Raw genomic sequence first — 17,988 nt, 5'->3', positions numbered from 1 at the left:
CACCAATGTAGGAGCAGCCTCGCTCCTGCAGTCAATGGTGGCCGGAGACGCATTTTCGTTCAATGACCGTCCACAAGGCGCGGCAGCCCCAAGGGATTGCCCTCGCGCAGAGGTTCCGGCAGCAAGGCATCCGGAAAGCCCTGGTAAGCCACCGGGCGCAGGAAGCGCTCGATGGAGGTCATGCCCACCGAGGTAAAACGACTGTCCGAGGTGGCTGGAAACGGCCCGCCGTGCACGGTGGCGAAACACACTTCCTGCGGATGGGCAAAGGCATTGACCACGATGCGCCCGGTGCGTCGCTCCAGGGTTGGCAGCAAGCGACGGGCCAGTGGCAAATCGTCCTGTTCAAGATGCAGGGTCGCACTGAGCTGCCCCTTGAATGAGCGCGCTACCCGCAACAGTTCCTCTTCATCCCTGACCTTCACCAGCAGCGCGGACGGGCCGAATACCTCCTGTGACAGCAACGGTTCGGCGAGAAAGCGTTGGCCATCGACTTCGAACAGCGCCGAACGGCCATCCACCTCTGCGGTCGATGTCGAGCCAACGGCGACGAGGCGGGCACCGGCGTTTTCGATTGCGCAAAGACCGCTCAGGTACGCCCCATGGATGCCCGGTGTCAGCATCGTGCGTGCGGGGGCCTCGGATACGCGTTTGATCATGGCGTGGCGCAACGCTTCAAAACCGGTGCCTTCGATGGCCACCAGAATGGCCGGTTTGAGACAGGCTTGCCCGACATTGACCAGCATGCGCTCAACAAAGCCATCGCCGATCTGCGCGCCGCGTTCGGCGAGTGCCTGGGGCAGGATGAAGGTCGGGTTGACGCTGGTCATTTCGGCGAAGACCGGAATCGGGTCGGGGCGCTGCTGCGCACGTCGATACAGTGCCATGCCACCTTGTTCGGAACCGGTAAAGGTCACGGCCTTGATCAGTGGATGATCGACCAGCGCTTCGCCGATGGCATTGCCGGAACCGCGCACCATGGAGAACACGCCTTCGGGCAGCCCGCACGCTTGCACCGCCTCACGAATGGCGCGGGCCTGGATTTCCGAGGCACCCGGATGCGCATTGTGCGCCTTGAGAATGACGGTGGCGCCTGCCGCCAGTGCCGAAGCGGTATCACCGCCGGCGACTGAGTAGGCGATGGGGAAGTTGCTCGCGCCGAAAATCGCCACCGGGCCGACGGCGATTTTTTGCAGGCGATGGTCCATGCGTGGGCGTGGCTGGCGCTCGGGTTGTTCCGGGTCGATGGCCAGTTGCAGGAAGCGTCCCTTGCGCACGACATCGGCGAACTGGCGGAACTGGGTGGCGGCCTTCAGGGACTCGCCTTCCAGTTGCGCTTGCGGCAGACCGGTTTCCAGGGCGGTCCGTGCGGCCAGCGTCTCGCGTACCCTGTCGAGGTTGTCGGCGATGCGTTCAAGGAATTCCGCACGCACGGTGAGCGAGGTATGGCTGTAAACATCGAATGCTTCATCGGCCAGGGTCGCAGCCCGGTCGACGTCGGCCACACCACCCAGTGCGAACGCCGGTTCAATCGGCTGGTTTGTCGCGGGATTGAGCGCCTTCATGGTTCCTTTGCTGGCGCCGACATCACTGGCGCCGATCAGCAGGTTGCCTGTCAACTGCATCACACACCTGCCTGTGCCAGTGCGGCAACCAGTTCATCGGTGGTCACGATGGCGTGAGCGAAGGTCGGGCCGTTCAGCTCATGGGCCGAATGCATCATCTCCGGCTTGAAGGCCGCGGTCGCATCGCGTACCAGGGTGACGTGATAGCCGAGTTCCTGAGCGTAACGGGCGGTTGCCTCGATGCAGGTATTGGCCAGCAGGCCGACGATGATCACGTGGGTGATGCCCTTTTGCTTGAGGCGAAAATCGAGGTCGGTATTGGCAAAACCACTGGAGCCCCAATGCTCCTGTACGACGATGTCGCCGTCCTGCGGCGCGAAGTCGGGGTGCCATTCGCCGCCCCATTCGCCGCGTGCGAAGTGGTGCATGTGCATGATCTTGCACTGGGTGGGACTTGGGTGATCCCAGTCTTCGTAGTCGCCTTTTTCCCAGCGGTGGTGCGGTACGATGACCACCGGAATGTTGAGCCCGCGAACGGTGCGATCAAGCGTGCGCAGGTTGTCGAGCAGGCCGACGCCCTTGGCAATGGGCTCGATCAAGGGGTAGATCTTTCCGCCTTCCGACAGAAAATCGTTGTAGGGGTCGACCAGCAGGTAGGCCGTCCGATCAAGAGGGTAGGTGGCGTTGGACATGGCGGTGCTCCGCAAGATAATCCGTGGATGATGAAGTGTAGTTGCCAGCAATTCACGTAGATATGATAATCATAGTAACTAGGTAAGAGGCAATACCGCATGTCGGTGAAAACAACCGTTTCCGAAACCCTGTGTCCGATTTCCCGGGCCGAAGCCGTCGTGGGCGACCGCTGGACGGTGCTGGTACTGCGTGAGTTGTTCATGGGCAGTCATCGCTTCGATGAAATCCAGGCGCAGACCGGCGGTACGCCGCAAATGGTCGCGGCGCGCTTGAAGAGCATGGAGGCCGACGGGCTCCTGGAGCGACGTGCCTACAGCGAACGGCCCAAACGCTACGAATATCACCTCACGGAAAAAGGCGACGCGTTCTACTCGGTGGTCCTGGCGCTGCGGGCCTGGGGCGAAACCTGGTGCAAATCGCCTGGGGAAGGCCTGGCGGTGGTCTATACCCACCGCAGTTGCGGCGAGCCGGCCGGCCTCGGACCGCTTTGCGCGCATTGCGGGCAGCCCTTGCGCCGCGCAGACCTGATCAGTGAACCGAGCGCCGCCTATCGCGCCGAACGCAGCGCCCGGCGCGAAGCGTTCAAGGGCTAGCGGCGGGTTTGTATCCGTAGGTATCCGCAACGCCCGCCGTTACCCGGGCATACAAAACCGGGGTTTCCAGACACCCGGGCGATACACGGCGGCCTTCAAATGCAACCACCGGCATCGTGTCATTTTCGGCGCGGCTGGCCATGGTTCAACTGGAGGAAAGGCAATGTTGCGTATCAACACCCGTCACACCATCGGCAAGCTTGGCATTGCCCTGGTCGCCGCAGGACTTACGACCTTCGCGAGCCTCTCTCAAGCTCAGGCGGCACAGCCGGCTCCGGCAATGAAAAACTGGCAACAAGGGCTGCATCGCACGGACCTGCTGCGCGAAGACCTCGGCGCCGCCGACCGCGAAGTCACTCAGGTGCTCGTGGACTTCGACCCGGGCGTGGTATCGCCCAGGCATGCTCACCCGGGCGCAGAAGTGGCGCACGTGATCAGCGGCACCTTTGAGTATCAACTGGAAGGGCGGGCACCGGTGACGCTCAAGGCCGGTGATTCGTTGTACATCCCCGAAGGCGTCGCCCATGTGGCGAAGAACGTGGGCCAGGGCAAAGCCTCGGAGCTGGCGACCTATATCGTCAAGAAAAGCGAGCCGCTGCTGATCCTCAAGGATTGAACTGTAGGAGCGAGCTTGCTCGCGATGGTCTCGAGAGCGATGCGTTGATCCAGTAAACACGCGTTATCGTTAACGACCATCGCGAGCAAGCTCGCTCCTACAACAACGATTGCGGTGTTCAGAAAGCCTGGCCTGACCGGCATCAAGACGTCAGGCCAGGCTTTTCTGCGTCGGTCAAACCAGATTGATCTCGACGTCGATGTTCCCGCGGGTCGCTTTGGAGTACGGGCAAGTCTGATGCGCCAGGTCCACCACAGTGCGTGCGACGGTCGGGTCCAGGCCCGGCAGGCTGACATTCAGACGGGCTTGAAGAAAGAAAGCGTTTTCGGACTTGCCCAGATCGATTTCGGCATCCACCGCAACGTCGCTTGGCAAGGCCACTTTCAGTGCGACGCACGCCTTGCCCATCGCCCCGATGAAACAAGCCGACCAACCCGCCGCCAGCAGTTGCTCAGGATTGGTGCCGGCACCCGAAGAGCCGGGAGGCGAAAGCTTGATGTCCAGACGTCCATCGGTGCTGCGCGCCTGACCGTCGCGGCCGCCGGTGGTGTGGGTCTTGCCGGTGTACAGCACGGTATCGATTGTATTGATCATGGTGGTTTTTCCTGTCAGTGGGTCGCTGGAATGCTCGGGAAGCCTGCGCTTTCCGATGCGCCCCACTTTTTCATTTCCATGTACTGCACATATGTCCCGAACCTGGCGGATTTGTATCGCTGTGTAAGGTGGCCGGGGGAAATACAGTTCGATACAAATCGCTTGAATGCGCGCCCCGGGGTTTATTGACTGCAAACCTCCCACACGCAACCGCGCAGCCAGCGATGCGCCGGGTCGGCGTCCATGCGCGGGTGCCACAGCATCGAAACCGTGATCGGCGGCGTGGGGAACGGCAGGGCAAAGCAGTGCATCCCCTGGCACAGGTTGCCGACGTGTCGCTCCGGTACGCTGGCCACCAGGTCTGAAGCCCGCGCCAATGCAATCGCCGAAGAGAAGCCGGCGACGATGGTGATGATGTCCCGTTTCAGTCCCAGCTCACTCAAGGCGTCGTCCATGACGCCTTTTTCGTGGCCCCGGCGCGAGACCAGGATGTGCCGGGCGTCGGCATAACGAACCGCTGTCATCTCGCCTTGAGTCAGTGGATGACCCTCACGCACGACGCCAATGAACCGGTCACGAAACAGCATCCGGGTCCGCACTTCCGGGCTGGTCGTTTCGCCGATCACACCGGTTTCCAGATCCACTGAGCCCTCGCGCAGCAGGGTGCTGTCCTTGTTCAGCTTCTGCACGAAACTCAAGCGGACACCGGGTGCCTCCTGGTTGATGCGGGCGATCAGTGGCGCTCCGAAATTTTCCACGAAGCCATCGCTGGTGCGCAGGGTGAAGGCGCGCACCAGTTGCTTGAGGTCGAGTGCCTCGGCGGGGCGCAGGACGGCTTCGGCATCTTGCACCAGCATGCCGACGCGTTCACGCAACTCCAGCGCCCGAGGCGTGGGCACGAGCCCGCGCCCGGCCCGTACCAGCAGTGGATCGCCCGTGGTTTCGCGCAACCGCGCCAGCGCCCGGCTCATGGCTGACGGGCTCAGGCGCAAACGCTGCGCCGCACGGGCCACGCTGCCTTCTTCGAGCAACACGTTCAGGGTGATCAGCAGATTCAGGTCTGGCATGGAGTGAATCCTTGTGGGAGCGGGCTTGCTCGCGAAAGCGGTGTGTCAGCCGACGTTAATGTTGAAGCTGATGACCCCTTCGCGAGCAAGCCCGCTCCCACACTGGTTTGTAGATAGGTGGCGTTGTATGCACGTATAAAGTGCAAATGCTGCGTCTTCCGCCATGTTATGGCCGGGCTTAGGCTCCAGACAACCTGTTTGCGGAGTCACGAGAAAATGAAGTCCATATCGATTCGGGGCGCGCTGGCCAGCCTGTCGCTGTCCATGCTGCTGTCATCCCTGGGCACCAGCATTGCCAATGTTGGTTTACCGGCACTGGCCGAGGCGTTCTCGGCCTCCTTCCAGCAAGTGCAATGGGTGGTGCTCGCTTACCTGCTGGCGATCACGGCACTGATCGTCAGTGTCGGGCGACTCGGCGACATCATTGGCCGTCGGCGTTTGTTGTTGATCGGGATTTGTGTGTTTACCGCCGCTTCAGTTCTGTGTGCCGTCTCATCCGGTCTCTGGTTGTTGATTGCTGCCCGGGCCATACAGGGCATCGGCGCGGCCATCATGATGGCGTTGACCATGGCGCTGGTGAGCGGGGCGGTACCCAAGGCAAAACTGGGCAGTGCGATGGGCCTGCTCGGCACCATGTCGGCGATTGGCACGTCGCTCGGCCCGACCCTCGGCGGTTTTTTGATTGCCAATCCGGGGTGGCAGGCGATTTTTCTGGTCAATGTGCCGTTGGGTGTTTTGGCGATGGGGCTCGCGCATCGTTTTTTACCGAAAGATTGCCATGAGAAAAGGGCGGATCGAGCGGTTTTCGATGTCCTCGGCACCCTGGTACTGGTCCTGACACTGCTGGCCTATGCGCTGGCGATGACCCTCGGGCGTGGCAGTTTTGGTCCGCTGAACACGGCACTGTTGCTGGTGGCGGTGGTTGGGGCGGGCGTGTTTGTGTTCGTCGAGCGCACGGCCGAGTCGCCGCTGGTTCGACTGACGATGTTCCGCAATCCGCAGCTGAGCGCAGGTTTCGCCATGAGCATGCTGGTGACGACCGTGGTCATGGCCACCCTGGTGGTGGGGCCGTTTTATCTCACCGGCGCACTGGCGTTGAATGCAGTGAGCGTTGGCCTGGTGATGTCGACAGGGCCGCTGGTCGCCGCACTGGTCGGGGTTCCGGCGGGTCGATGGGTCGACGGATTGGGCGCACATCGATCTCGCACGCTCGGATTGATTGCCATGTTGACCGGCGCTTGCATCCTGCCCGCCGTGCCGACGAACTTCGGTGCGCTCGGCTACATCGTGCCACTGGCGGTCATTACCGCCGGTTATGCGCTGTTCCAGGCGGCCAACAATACCGCCGTCATGTCCAATATTGCGACGCCGCAGCGTGGCGTGGTGTCCGGTTTGCTCGGGTTGTCGCGCAATCTCGGGTTGATCACGGGCGCCTCGATCATGGGCGCTGTGTTCGCCTTCGGCACGGCCAGCCACGATATTTTGCAGGCGCAACCTGAGGCAATCGCGCAGGGGATGCGGTTGACGTTTGCGGTTGCTGCGGGGCTGATTCTCGTGGCTCTGGTGATGGGAGCAGTCAGCAAAATCGTTTCACGTCGCCTGATCGCGTCGTGCTGAAAAACGGCGCGACTGTCGTGAAAACGACCTGTTTGCGCTGATCGCGAAGCCTTGTGAGTTTTCTGTTGAACGAGTGTTCAGTCTCGACTATGTTGGGGTCACCTTCCCCCGGCTGGTTGCGGGCTTGCGTTTCTTCAATTCGAACGAGGCACTGGCATGCGGTTTTCACCCTTTGTTGAGCGGATCAGTGGCCAGGGCGTTGCCGCCTGGGATATTCACTACGCGGCCAATGCGGCACAGCGCAATGGCGAGGACGTGATCATCCTCAGCGTCGGCGACCCGGATTTCCCCACCCCCGATTTCATTACCGACGCCGCCATCCACGCCTTGCGCGAAGGGGATACCCACTACACCGAAATCGCCGGTCGCCAGGCCTTGCGCGAGGCCATCGCCGGTCGCTACAGCCAACTGATCGACCGCGAACTGCAGGCGTCGAACATCATTCTCACGGCAGGTGCGCAGAACGCCTTGTTCGCCACCTCGATGTGCCTGCTCGGTGCTGGCGACGAAGTGATCGCCCTCGATCCGATGTATGTCACCTACGAAGCCACGCTCAAGGCGTCCGGCGCCACGCTGGTGCGGGTGCCCTGTGCGGCGGACTCGGGTTTTCGCCTCGATGCTGCCGTGCTGGCCAAGGCCATTACCCCGCGCACCCGGGCGATTTTCTTCTCCAACCCGAACAACCCCACCGGCGTGGTGCTGGGCCGCGAAGAGCTGCAAGCCATCACCGACCTCGCCATCGCCCATGACCTGTGGGTGGTGGTGGACGAGGTCTACGAAAGCCTCGCCTACGAGCGTGAACACCTGAGTCTGGCGGCGTTGCCGGGCATGGCCGAGCGCTGCGTGGTGATCGGCAGCCTGTCGAAATCCCATGCCATGACCGGTTGGCGCATCGGCTGGGTCGTGGCCAATGAAGCCCTGGTCAATCATGTCGAAACCCTGGTGCTGAGCATGCTGTACGGCTTGCCCGGGTTTGTCATGGAAGCGGCGCTCAAGGCCGTGCAGTCCCATGATGAAGTCACCCACGGCATGCGCGAGATCTATCGCCGGCGCCGCGACCTGGTGGTGTCCGGCCTGGCCGATTGCCCGGGCATCAGCGTGCTCAACCCCGATGCGGGCATGTTCGTGCTGGTGGATGTGCGCGGCACCGGCCTGACCTCGCTTGAATTCGCCTGGCGCCTGTTGCGTGAAGCCGGTGTCTCGGTGCTGGATGCGGCGGCATTCGGTGAGCCGGCCCAGGGTTTTGTACGGCTTTCGTTCACCCTGAGTGACGAGCGACTGGCCCAGGCCTGTCAGCGAATTCGTGATTTTGTCGGGGTGCTCAAGGGCGAAGCGCCGAGGCCGGTGATCGGTACGGTGATCAGTACTGCAACCATCGAACCGGCCGCGGCCAAGACCATGATCGAGGTCGATCGCCTGCACAAACGCTTCGGCAATATCGAAGTGCTCAAAGGCGTTTCCCTGACGGCCCGCGAGGGCGAGGTGATCTCCCTGATCGGTGCCAGCGGCTCGGGCAAAAGTACCTTGCTGCGCTGCATCAATATGCTCGAAGTGCCGGACCAGGGGCGCATCCTGGTCGATGGCGAAAGCATTCACCTTAACCAGAATCGTCCCGGTGCACCGCTGGTGTCGGACGCTAAACAGCTTGTACGCATCCGTTCCAGCCTGGGCATGGTGTTCCAGAACTTCAACCTCTGGCCCCATCGCACGGTGCTGGAAAACCTCATCGAAGCGCCGACCCAGGTCCTGCGTGAAAGCCGTGCGGAGGCCACAGAACGGGCCGAAGCCCTGCTCGAACGCGTGGGGCTTGCGGCCAAGCGCAACGAGTACCCGGCGTTTCTCTCCGGGGGACAGCAACAACGGGTGGCCATCGCCCGGGCCCTGGCCATGCGGCCCAAGGTCATGCTGTTCGATGAACCCACCTCGGCACTCGACCCGGAACTGGTCGGGGAAGTGCTGCGGGTGATCCGCTCCCTCGCCGAAGAAGGCCGGACCATGATCCTGGTGACTCATGAAATGGCTTTCGCACGCGATGTCTCTTCCAAAGTCGCCTTTTTGCATCAAGGGCTGATCGAGGAAACCGGTTCGCCGGACGAAGTGTTCGTACACCCACGCAGCGAGCGTTGCCGACAATTCGTCAACGCTCATCAGACTCGCTAACTCATCATAAAAAGACGGGAAAACAACATGGGAAATCGACGTTTTGCAAACTGGTTGACCGGTGCGGCCTGCGTATTGCTGGCCGGCATGAGTGCGGCGCAAGCACAGCCGATCAGGTTCGCAGTGGCAGCGGAACCCTATCCGCCGTACACCGAGAAACAGGCCAACGGTGAGTGGAAGGGTTTTGAAGTCGACCTGATCCACAAGCTGTGCAGCGAAATGAAAGCCGATTGCGAGATCAAGGAAGTGGCGTGGGACGGCATCATTCCGTCGCTGCTGGCGAAGAAGATCGACGTGATTTTTTCCTCGATGTCGGTGACCGAGGAACGCGAAAAACAGATCGCCTTCAGCAAGGCCTACTACGATTCGGCGATTGCCGTCGTCGGCCCGAAAGAGGCGTCGGTGAAGAAGTACCCGGATGACCTCAAGGGCAAGATCATCGGCGTGCAGAACTCGACCGTGAGCGCCAGTTACCTGAAGACCTACTACGAAAAAATTGCCGACGTTAAGTACTACGACACCCAGGACTCGGCCAACGCCGACCTGATTGCCGGCCGCATCGACCTGATGATGGCCGACGGCACCGCCATGGCTTCGTTCGTCAAAACCCCGGATGCCAAGGACCTTGCCTACCTGGGCACCGTGCCTTATGACCCGATCTTTGGCAAAGGCGTAGGGGCCGGCTTGCGCAAGGACGACACCGAACTCAAGGCCAGACTCGACAAGGCCATCCAGCAATTGCTGGCGAGCAAGGACTACGACGACCTGTCCCAGAGCTACTTCGGTACCAGCGTGAAACCTGCGTTCTGATGAACTGAACGCAATCCCCTGTGGGAGCGGGCTTGCTCGCGAAAACGGTATGACATTCAACATTGATGTCGACTGGCACACCGCTTTCGCGAGCAAGCCCGCTCCCACAAGGTCCGGTGTTGTTTTTACTGGAGGTTGATATGCCGGCAATGTTCGATTTGATCAATTTCACCGAACAGGGATGGGGCAGTGCGCTGTTGAAGGGGCTCTGGATGACCCTGCAGATTTCGGCCGGGGCCTTTGTGCTCGGGCTGGCCATCGGGCTGGTGGTGGCTTGTCTCAAGCTTGGCGCGCCGAAGCCGATTGCGGCGCTGATGCGCGGCTACACCACGTTGTTCCGGGCGGTTCCGGAATTGCTGCTGATTCTGTTGCTGTACTACGTCGGTTCCATGCTCCTCAACTCACTGATGACCCGGCTCGGCTACGGTGTGGTGAATGTCAGCGGTCCGCTGGCGGCCATCGTGGTGCTGGGGCTGGTGCAGGGTGCCTACGCCTCGGAGATTTTCCGCGCGGCGATCCAGGCGATTCCCTTCGGCCAGATCGAAGCGGCCAAGGCGTTCGGCCTGAACGGTTTCGGTCTGTTCCGCCGGGTCACGCTGCCGATCATGGCGCCTTACGCCATGGCCGGGATGGCCAACCTGTGGATCAACCTGATCAAGGACAGTGCGCTGATCAGCGTGGTCGGCACCAACGAGCTGCTTTACACCGCCAAACAAGGCGCGGGATCGACGCGCCACTATCTGTTGTTCTACCTCACGGCTGCGGCGTTGTATTACGCGGTGACGTTGGCGTCGAACTATCTTTCGGGACGGTTGGAGCGACGCATTCGTCGCTGGATGCCTCTTGTTGACTGAACCGGCAGAGAGAACGAAATGATTCCAGCGTGGATAGTTGAATACGCGGCGCTGTTGGGCCGGGGGCTGCAAACGACCCTCGTCATTCTGTTGGTATCCAGTGTGTTCGGTTACCTGCTGGCGGTGCTGGTGGCGCTGGCGCGGATCTCGAAAAACAAGGTGATCGCCAAGGTCAGCCTGTTCTACACCAGCGTGACACGCGGCACGCCGTTGCTGATCCAGATCTACATCTACTACTACGGGCTGGGCAGCCTGTTTGCCCAGTTCCCGCTGATTCGTGGCAGCTTTCTCTGGCCTTATCTGCGTGATGGTTACTGGTACATCGTGTTCGCCCTGGTGGTGTCGATGGGGGCCTATGTCGGCGAAGTGATTCGTGGTGGCCTGCTGGCTGTGCCCAAGGGGGAGATGGAGGCTGCGTCGGCCTTTGGCATGACGGCGCGCCAGTCGTTGTTGCGAGTGCGCTTGCCCAGGGCCCTGCGTCTGCTGTTGCCGACCCTGGCGGGGGAGACCGTGATGCTGCTCAAGTCCACGGCATTGGCCTCGACCATCGCCGTGATTGACCTGTTGGGCGCCGCMAACGTGGTCCGCGCCCAAACCCTGCAAGTGTACGAACCCTTGTTACTGGTGGCCGGGGTCTACGTGTGCCTGACCTTCCTGATCGAGGCGCTGTTTGCCTTTGCCGAACGGCGCGGGACGCCGGTGCGCAGGTCGGCCTGATGAGTTCGCCACGGATGGATCGGTCGCTGCAAGGCATTGGCCTGTGCACCCTGGGCTACGCGTTCCTGGCGTTGCAGGATGCGGCCATCAAGTGGCTGGTGGCCGATTATTCAGTGGTGACCATCCTGTTCTGGCGCAGCCTGGTGGTGGTCGCCGCGGTGATGCTGGCGGGGCGCATGCGCCTGATCCAGCGGGCCTGGCGCTCGCCGAGCCGACGCCTGCTGGTGGTCCGCGGTTTACTGTCGATCGTCGCCTGGCTGCTGTACTACACAGCGGCCCGGGACCTGACCCTGGCCGAGATGACCACCCTGTATTTCTCCGCGCCGATCATGGTCACGGTGCTGGCGGCGGTGATTCTCAAGGAGCGCGCCAGCGGCTGGCAGTGGTTCAGCCTGATCATCGGTTTTGTCGGGGTGGTCATTGCCTGTCGCCCCGACAACATGACCGATCCGTTGCCGATCGTCCTGACCCTGCTGGCGGCGATGTGCTGGGCGTTCACCTACATCCAGTTGCGTCAGGTGGATGAACAGACCTCAGTGCTGGAGCAGATGCTGATCACCAACGTGGTGTTTGTGCTGTGCATGACGGTCGCGTTGCCGTGGACCCACACGCCGTCACCGACACCGGCCTGGCTGGGCATGCTCGGCGCCGGCCTGGTGGGTGGTATCGGCCAGTTCCTGTTGTTCGCCAGTTTCCGCCGCGCCACCGCGACCTTGCTCGCGCCGTTCGAATACACCGGGCTGATCTGGGCGTTTGCGTTGTCGAGCCTGGTCTGGGGCACGCTGATGGATACGTCGCTGATGATCGGTGCCGGATTGATCGCCGTCAGCGGCACCCTGGCGATGATCTTCGGCCGGCACGCCTCACAAGACGTCGTCGGTGCTGAATGCTCCGTGACGCAGCCCCTTTATCCAGCAACGGCAGATATGGAGTCCGTTGGCGGCGCTGAAGGTCTCGGGGTTCAGGCACCACTCGAGCCAGAGACCGTCGAGCATCGCCGATAGGCCGATGGCGGCCAGGCGGGTGTCGTGAATCACGAAGCCTTCGCTGGCGGCCAGCCCGTCGAGCAACTGGCGGATCAGATCAARGTAGGCGCGGTAGCTTTTTTCGTGGGACTGGCTGACGTGTTCGGAGTGCCGGATCAGGCTCCAGAACACCACCCACACGCCGAGCAGTTTCGGGTCCATGACCCTGGGCGAGAACGAGCCTTCCAGGAAGGCATCGATCTTTTGCGCGGGTGTCTCGGCCTGTTCGATTTCCTGGAGCAGGGCCGTGGTCAGTTCGCTCGCAAGTCGCTGGTAGGTGTCGGCGATCAGTGCCTCGATGCTGCCGAAGTGATGGTTGAGCAAACCCACGGACACCCCGGCCTCGGTGGCGATACGCCGTACGGATATCCCGGCGTGACCGTCGCGGCCGAGGCAGCGCAGGGTGGCGGCCACCAGCATTTCGCGACGGTCATCGGGTTCGGCGCGGCGGTTTTTCGGGGCATCGGTAGTCACAAGGCTGTCCTTGGGTGAGGTTCCACGATGCCGAGCTTAGTTGAACGTCCGTTCAATCACCAGCCTCGACAGCAGCGATACAACGTTTTTCAACGTTCATGACGGGAGGGAAAGCCAATGCCGCAGGATATTTCGTTCAGCGTGCGCAACAACAACGGCGATGCCGTGCGGGTCGGTGCCTGGCGTTATGCAGGCGATGGCAGCGGGCCGAACGTGCACCTGCAGGCCGGCGTACATGCCGATGAAATCGCCGGGATGCTGGTCCTGCACCGGCTGATGCAACGGCTTCAGGTGGCCGAGGCCCAGGGCCGGCTCAAGGGCAACCTGACCGTGGTGCCGCAGGCCAATCCACTGGGTATCGGGCAGTTTCGTCAGGGTCGGATTCTCGGCCGTTATCACGACGCGACCGGGCACAACTTCAATCGCTCGTTCGACCAGTCGGCGGCCATGGCGCGACCTTCGACCTGCGTTCAGCAATGGCAAAAGAAACTGGTGCAACTGGCCGCCACGGCCGATGTGATGCTCGACCTGCACACCGACGACGAGGCCTTGCCGTACCTCTACGTACACCGCAGTTTCTGGCCGCGCGGTCGCGAACTGGCGGTGGCGATGAAGATGGACGTGGCGATCATCTGGGATGACGGCGGCGACGGTTCCTTCGAAGAAACCATCATTGCCCCGTGGATACGTGATGGAGTCACTGCCGGGCGTATGGCTGCAACTCTGGAGCTGCGCGGGCAGGGCGATGTCAGCGATCGTTTCGCCGAGTCGGATGCCGAAGGGCTGTACAACTGGCTGTGCGGTTGCGGCGTCATCGATGAGTCAGTGGCGCCTGCAGACTGGCCTGTCGAGGCTGTGGAAATGGGCCACATGGAAACCATCCTCGCTCCGCAACCCGGCGTGCTGATCTTCGAAAAGGAGCTGGGGGATTTTGTCGAAGAAGGGCAGCGCTTTGCCCGGATCCTCAGGACCCCGGGCGATCCGTCCTCCGAAGTGGTCCTGCATGCCGAGCAAGCGGGGCGGCTGGTGACTCGCTATCGCGATCGACTGATAGCCCAGGGCATGGGCGTGGCGAAATTCACCGGCAGCCGGGTGTCACGTAACTGGAGCGGCGGGTTGCTGGACCCCAATTGATGCGACGCGGCCCCGTGAGTCAGCGCAGCGGCCGAAACGCCGTGCGCACTTCCTCGGTAAAGAGCTCCGGCTGTTCCCACGCTGCGAAATGGCCGCCCTTGGCCGCCTGATGGAAGTAGATCAGGTTGTGATAGGCGCGTCGGGCCCAGCTCTCCGGCGGGAAATAGACATCGTCGGGGAAGACTGTGACGGCCACCGGCAGTGTGATGTCGCCGGTCTTCTGTGCCGCGGAAAAAAGCGGGCTGCGACCTTTGTTTTCCCAATAGAACCGGCTTGCCGAGGCGCCGCTGTTCGTCAACCAGTACAAGGTGATGTCGTCCAGCACTTCATCCTTGCCTGGCGATTGCTGTGGGTCGGCGCCATAAGTCCACTTGGCGAATCCCGGGTGACCGAGCATGAACGCTGCGAGGAATGCCGGGGAGTCCGTTACGCCGTAGCCAATCATTTGCGGCCGCGCGGCCATCATCGCGCTGTAGGCCAGGTTTCCCTGTTTAATGGAGGCGGCCAGCGCGTCGTAGGTCGCGAGTTCCTGCTCGGAATACCCCGCAGGCGCAGGACCACCGGCAGCGAGTGCGGCGGTCGCCTCCGGTGGCACCGTCGCCGGCAGGTTGAGGTGAATGCCCAGTAACCCGGGCACGGACTGACGCGCCATGGCGCTCGTGATGGGGCCGCCCCAGTCGCCACCCTGGGCGACGTAGCGGGAGTACCCCAGTCGCTGCATCAATTGCCCCCAGATCCGGGCCACATGGTCCGGGTCCCATCCGGGTTCAGTCGGTTTGCCGGAGAAGCCGTAGCCAGGGATCGACGGAATCACCACGTCGAATGCATCCGCGCCATTGCCCCCATGAGCGGCCGGATCGGTGAGCGGGCCGACCACCTTGATGAACTCCAGTACAGAGCCTGGCCAACCGTGGGTCAGGATCATCGGTAACGCATTCGGCCGCGGCGAGCGCACCCAGATAAAATGGATAGAGACTCCCTCGAGGGTGGTCGTGTACTGGGGCAAGGCATTGAGCTGCGCCTGGGCCTTGCGCCAGTCATAGTCCGTGCCCCAGTAGCGAACCAGCGCCTGCAATTTCTCAAGCTGCGCCCCCTGGGATCGATCACCCACCGTCTCCTTGTCCGGCCAGCGCGTAGCCGCGATGCGGCTGCGCAGGTCAGTGAGTTGTTGATCCGAAATATCGACGTGGAAGGGCACAATGGCGTCGGCGGCGGGGGCGGCGCTCACCAGGGGCGAGTTGCACAGTGCGAGGGTCAATAGCAGGACGACGAAAGCGGATTTCATCTTCATATCCTCGTTGAGAGGTATGCCTTCGTCCTTGCCCGGAGCGCATGTGCGAAGGCCAATGCTGCTCCCGAGACTGATCCCGTTCGACGGGGCGCGCAAGCAGGTTCTCGCAGACGACGGCACTGGAACGACCATCGGCGGGAAGGGGTGAGTCGATACTGGCTCAGCCTTTTTTTAATGGACTACCCCAAGTCCCTGTGGGAGCGAGCTTGCTCGCGATGGGCCGCGCAGCGGTCCCAAAAAATGGCAGCCGCACAGCCCAACGTGAACAACATCACTCGTCGCAGCATGCTACATCTACTCAGGCGGGTCGATTTGGTCCAGCACCCGATTCGCCGTGATCTCCGCCAACATCACACTGTTGGAAATCCCCAGCAGGGCATTGCGCGATCCGCCGTCCAGATGATCCACCAACTGGTGCACCATCACATCGACCGAGGCCAGGGTCTCGACCAGGTACACCATCAGGGTTTCGGTATCGACCTTGGGGTCTACGGTAAACAGCGAGCCTGGCGTGCGCGGTGTGGCTTTGATGTCGGCGGTCGAGGGGAAGGCGAGTGCGCGTTCGGCGGCCTCGTTGAGGGTTTTTGAATCGGGTTCGTACTGGGATGCCGGATCGGTGTCCGGCGGGTTGGGGGTGACCTTGAACATGGCAACTCTCCGTCTTCGAGTTAACGCTGCACCATTCGGTTCCAAGCGAAGGGTGGCAGCTGTACGCAGGCTGGAACCCGGGAAACGGAAACCCGGCAGACCCTAAGGTCTCCCACGCACAGCCGCCATAACGGAGTACACACTTAAAAGCGTGCAAGCACAGGTTATGAAGGGCGTCGTGCGCCGTTTATTCATCAGGGTTCCAGCCTGGTCGCTGAATTGGCAACGACGCGAAAACGATAGAACCTGGACCTCAGGCGCACAAGCCGGCGGATTCTGGCGTACCCGTAGGCAACGACGCAAGGTCTTGTAGCCCGCAGGAAATACCCTACAACCTTTTTAAACAAGCGCTCGTGGGCAATGTCGAGCGATCCCCACGCGAGCAAAAACATCCCTGATCAACTGAAGACCGGCTTTCGTGTATCGCTGTGTATCAGCGCACGAGATCCGCATACAGCCATACAAAACCCACTCTTCACGGATACAGCCGGGATACACCACTGGGGCCAAATAGACCTGCCAAAGCGAGATGCATCCCGCACCTCGCAACCAGGTTCATTAACCCTTGTGGTACGACCAATAGTGGTCCCGCCACGCCATTGATCCGGAGTATCAACATGTCTCGTATCCAGTCGAACAAAACCCGTATTGGCCTGATCGCTGTTGCACTGGTCGGCGGTATCAACTTCGCGTCCTCGGCGTTTTCCGCCGAAGCCTTGCCGCAGGGCTATCAACTGGCCTCCGCGGAAAAGACCAGTGAAGGCAAGTGTGGCGAAGGCAAGTGCGGCGCCGAAGCCAGCGTGCAAAAGACCCAGGCCGAGGGCAAGTGCGGTGAAGGCAAGTGCGGCGATGCCTCGTTCGCCAGGACCGACGCCGATCATGACGGTCGCGTGTCGCTCAAGGAACTGCTGGCCGTGGCGCCCAAGGGCACAGAGGAATTCAAGGCGATGGACACCAACGGCGACGGTTTCCTGTCCGAGGGGGAGGTGTACAAGTTCCGCACCAACCAGTACACCTCCAACGGCAAGAAAGTACCGACCGAGCTGTTCACCAAGTTGAGCCAGGCTAAAGACTGATTAGCCGCAAACAAGAAACCCTTCCTGTGTTGACGCGCAGGAAGGGTTTTTTGCGTGGGCAGTAGTGGTTTGGTCGTCAGGTGCGGAATTGCACTCTAATTGACCACCGATTGCATCGGGTTTGACCAGCAGGCTTTGTCAGCATGACCGGCAGAGAACGGCCAAAAGCGGCCCTTCTCGACCAGTCAAATCTATGTCGCTTTAGGGCAAGCAGCCCCTAACAAATACGGTCGGTGAAGTGCGGTCGCTTCTATCCCCTTAAATGGGGCACTACACCCACCCAACCGGGCGTTTACCACCTAACTTGAGGAATGTTCCCCACTCCCCCTTCTCTGGCTTAAAACACTCAGAAACAGCTTGTTAATTAGATTGAACTTTGTCTTCGCTCCATGGTAGTGGCTCATTAGTTGCACACCCCCCTGGCACCCGCAACAGCTGTCGTCCCGGCTATGGAGACGACGGGACATCACGCGAGGGGTGAAAAATGAAACGCGCGACTCCATCTTGCGATTCCTCCGGTTTGCTGCGCAAATCAAGCCTGCCTTGTGCGATGTTCCTTAGCTTGGCCACGGCAGAAGCCGCGCCATTGGATGATTTCGGCCCGCCACCACCGACGGACCCCTCGGTGTTTACCAACCCGCCGGCCGACCCCAAGGCCGCGCTGGATGCCATACGGGCCATGCCACCCGCCAACCAGGGCGCCATCGCCCTGCCCAATGGCGTTTTTGGCACCCGCACCACGCCAACGACCGACAACGTGCTGCCGCCAGCCCTGCAGACATCCTTCAAAATCCCCACCAATGGCAAGCCCAGCCCATTGTTCGGGGCCCAGCCGTACACCCAGCAGCTGCTGCTGTTCGAAGAATTCGGCACGGAGAAACTCGACCCGACACTGCCGGCACCGCCCCTGACTTTCCCGGTTCCGACCGTCGGCCCGGCTCCCGTGCAGGACCCGAACAGCATCGCCCGCAGCGGCCCTTCGGCCGCGGCGCTCGAAGCCTTCATGCGCCAGCCGGGGCTGTACCCGTTTCCGTCGCAGTATTCCAATGCGCTA

Annotated in this window: 16 protein-coding genes and 2 pseudogenes; 11 read left to right on the top strand and 7 right to left on the bottom strand. The window is 61.6% G+C overall.

Translation table 11 applies throughout. The annotated features are described in order from the left end of the window. Positions 1-59 precede the first annotated feature (59 nt). Positions 60-1,625 carry an aldehyde dehydrogenase (NADP(+)) gene (locus AB4Z35_RS28445; RefSeq protein WP_442100869.1) on the bottom strand — a complete coding sequence of 522 codons (1,566 nt, stop codon included), beginning with the start codon at positions 1,623-1,625 and terminating at the stop codon, positions 60-62. Then, positions 1,625-2,257 (bottom strand): isochorismatase family cysteine hydrolase, encoded by a 633-nt coding sequence (locus AB4Z35_RS28440; RefSeq protein WP_442100867.1) that lies wholly within the window; start codon positions 2,255-2,257, stop codon positions 1,625-1,627. The genes AB4Z35_RS28445 and AB4Z35_RS28440 overlap by 1 nt, the downstream gene beginning before the upstream one ends. A 99-nt stretch (positions 2,258-2,356) precedes the next feature. Here AB4Z35_RS28440 and AB4Z35_RS28435 point away from each other — a divergent pair, with 99 nt between their 5' ends. Then, positions 2,357-2,851, top strand: a complete 495-nt coding sequence (locus tag AB4Z35_RS28435; RefSeq protein ID WP_442100865.1) for a winged helix-turn-helix transcriptional regulator — start codon at positions 2,357-2,359, stop codon at positions 2,849-2,851. Between the two features lie 163 nt (positions 2,852-3,014). Beyond that, positions 3,015-3,467: a cupin domain-containing protein gene (locus AB4Z35_RS28430; protein WP_442100863.1), complete on the top strand. Its 453-nt coding sequence runs from the start codon at positions 3,015-3,017 to the stop codon at positions 3,465-3,467. Between the two features lie 174 nt (positions 3,468-3,641). Here AB4Z35_RS28430 and AB4Z35_RS28425 read toward each other — a convergent pair whose 3' ends face one another. Together AB4Z35_RS28425 and AB4Z35_RS28420 are read right to left on the bottom strand one after the other, a co-directional pair. Beyond that, entirely contained in the window at positions 3,642-4,061 is a 420-nt protein-coding gene (locus tag AB4Z35_RS28425; protein WP_442100861.1) for an organic hydroperoxide resistance protein, read from the bottom strand. Between the two features lie 182 nt (positions 4,062-4,243). Further along, the gene (locus tag AB4Z35_RS28420; RefSeq protein ID WP_442100859.1) at positions 4,244-5,128 is read right to left on the bottom strand and encodes a LysR family transcriptional regulator; all 885 of its coding nucleotides are present in this window, start codon (positions 5,126-5,128) and stop codon (positions 4,244-4,246) included. Positions 5,129-5,344: 216 nt separating this feature from the next. On the opposite strand from AB4Z35_RS28420, the gene AB4Z35_RS28415 reads away from it, so the two are divergent. The 6 genes from AB4Z35_RS28415 to AB4Z35_RS28390 all read left to right on the top strand — a co-directional run bounded on the left by AB4Z35_RS28415 (position 5,345) and on the right by AB4Z35_RS28390 (position 12,290). Next, complete coding sequence (locus AB4Z35_RS28415; protein ID WP_442100857.1) at positions 5,345-6,745, top strand: MFS transporter; 1,401 nt, start codon at positions 5,345-5,347, stop codon at positions 6,743-6,745. A 156-nt stretch (positions 6,746-6,901) separates the two neighbouring features. Further along, positions 6,902-8,905, top strand: a complete 2,004-nt coding sequence (locus AB4Z35_RS28410) for an aminotransferase class I/II-fold pyridoxal phosphate-dependent enzyme (RefSeq protein WP_442100855.1) — start codon at positions 6,902-6,904, stop codon at positions 8,903-8,905. A 27-nt stretch (positions 8,906-8,932) separates the two neighbouring features. After that, positions 8,933-9,715 carry a transporter substrate-binding domain-containing protein gene (locus tag AB4Z35_RS28405; RefSeq protein ID WP_204930713.1) on the top strand — a complete coding sequence of 261 codons (783 nt, stop codon included), beginning with the start codon at positions 8,933-8,935 and terminating at the stop codon, positions 9,713-9,715. A gap of 140 nt (positions 9,716-9,855) precedes the next feature. Next, the gene (locus AB4Z35_RS28400; protein ID WP_007981895.1) at positions 9,856-10,569 is read left to right on the top strand and encodes an ABC transporter permease; all 714 of its coding nucleotides are present in this window, start codon (positions 9,856-9,858) and stop codon (positions 10,567-10,569) included. 18 nt (positions 10,570-10,587) lie between these two features. Next, positions 10,588-11,286: an ABC transporter permease subunit gene (locus tag AB4Z35_RS28395; protein WP_007999837.1), complete on the top strand. Its 699-nt coding sequence runs from the start codon at positions 10,588-10,590 to the stop codon at positions 11,284-11,286. Then, on the top strand, positions 11,286-12,290 hold the full coding sequence (locus AB4Z35_RS28390; RefSeq protein WP_442100852.1) for a DMT family transporter: 1,005 nt from the start codon (positions 11,286-11,288) through the stop codon (positions 12,288-12,290). The genes AB4Z35_RS28395 and AB4Z35_RS28390 overlap by 1 nt, the downstream gene beginning before the upstream one ends. Here AB4Z35_RS28390 and AB4Z35_RS28385 read toward each other — a convergent pair. Further along, positions 12,246-12,731 (bottom strand): annotated as a pseudogene (locus AB4Z35_RS28385) (TetR family transcriptional regulator C-terminal domain-containing protein); the annotation flags it as partial. The gene AB4Z35_RS28390 and the pseudogene AB4Z35_RS28385 sit on opposite strands and share 45 nt — an antisense overlap. A gap of 171 nt (positions 12,732-12,902) precedes the next feature. Between AB4Z35_RS28385 and AB4Z35_RS28380 the strand changes: the two are divergent. Continuing rightward, on the top strand, positions 12,903-13,919 hold the full coding sequence (locus tag AB4Z35_RS28380) for a M14 family zinc carboxypeptidase (RefSeq protein ID WP_442100850.1): 1,017 nt from the start codon (positions 12,903-12,905) through the stop codon (positions 13,917-13,919). 19 nt (positions 13,920-13,938) lie between these two features. Here AB4Z35_RS28380 and AB4Z35_RS28375 read toward each other — a convergent pair whose 3' ends face one another. Continuing rightward, entirely contained in the window at positions 13,939-15,204 is a 1,266-nt protein-coding gene (locus AB4Z35_RS28375) for an epoxide hydrolase family protein (protein WP_442100848.1), read from the bottom strand. 300 nt (positions 15,205-15,504) lie between these two features. Then, complete coding sequence (locus AB4Z35_RS28370; protein WP_442100846.1) at positions 15,505-15,858, bottom strand: DUF6124 family protein; 354 nt, start codon at positions 15,856-15,858, stop codon at positions 15,505-15,507. A 617-nt stretch (positions 15,859-16,475) separates the two neighbouring features. On the opposite strand from AB4Z35_RS28370, the gene AB4Z35_RS28365 reads away from it, so the two are divergent. Together AB4Z35_RS28365 and AB4Z35_RS28360 are read left to right on the top strand one after the other, a co-directional pair. After that, entirely contained in the window at positions 16,476-16,934 is a 459-nt protein-coding gene (locus AB4Z35_RS28365; protein ID WP_442100844.1) for an HvfA family oxazolone/thioamide-modified RiPP metallophore, read from the top strand. A gap of 550 nt (positions 16,935-17,484) precedes the next feature. Next, a pseudogene (locus AB4Z35_RS28360) lies at positions 17,485-17,988 on the top strand (copper oxidase); the annotation flags it as partial.

It is taken from the genome of Pseudomonas sp. KB_15 (assembly GCF_052114525.1).
Classification (GTDB): domain Bacteria; phylum Pseudomonadota; class Gammaproteobacteria; order Pseudomonadales; family Pseudomonadaceae; genus Aquipseudomonas.
Note: the sequence above shows the minus strand (reverse complement) of the source record. Positions and strands in the feature narration are given on the sequence as shown.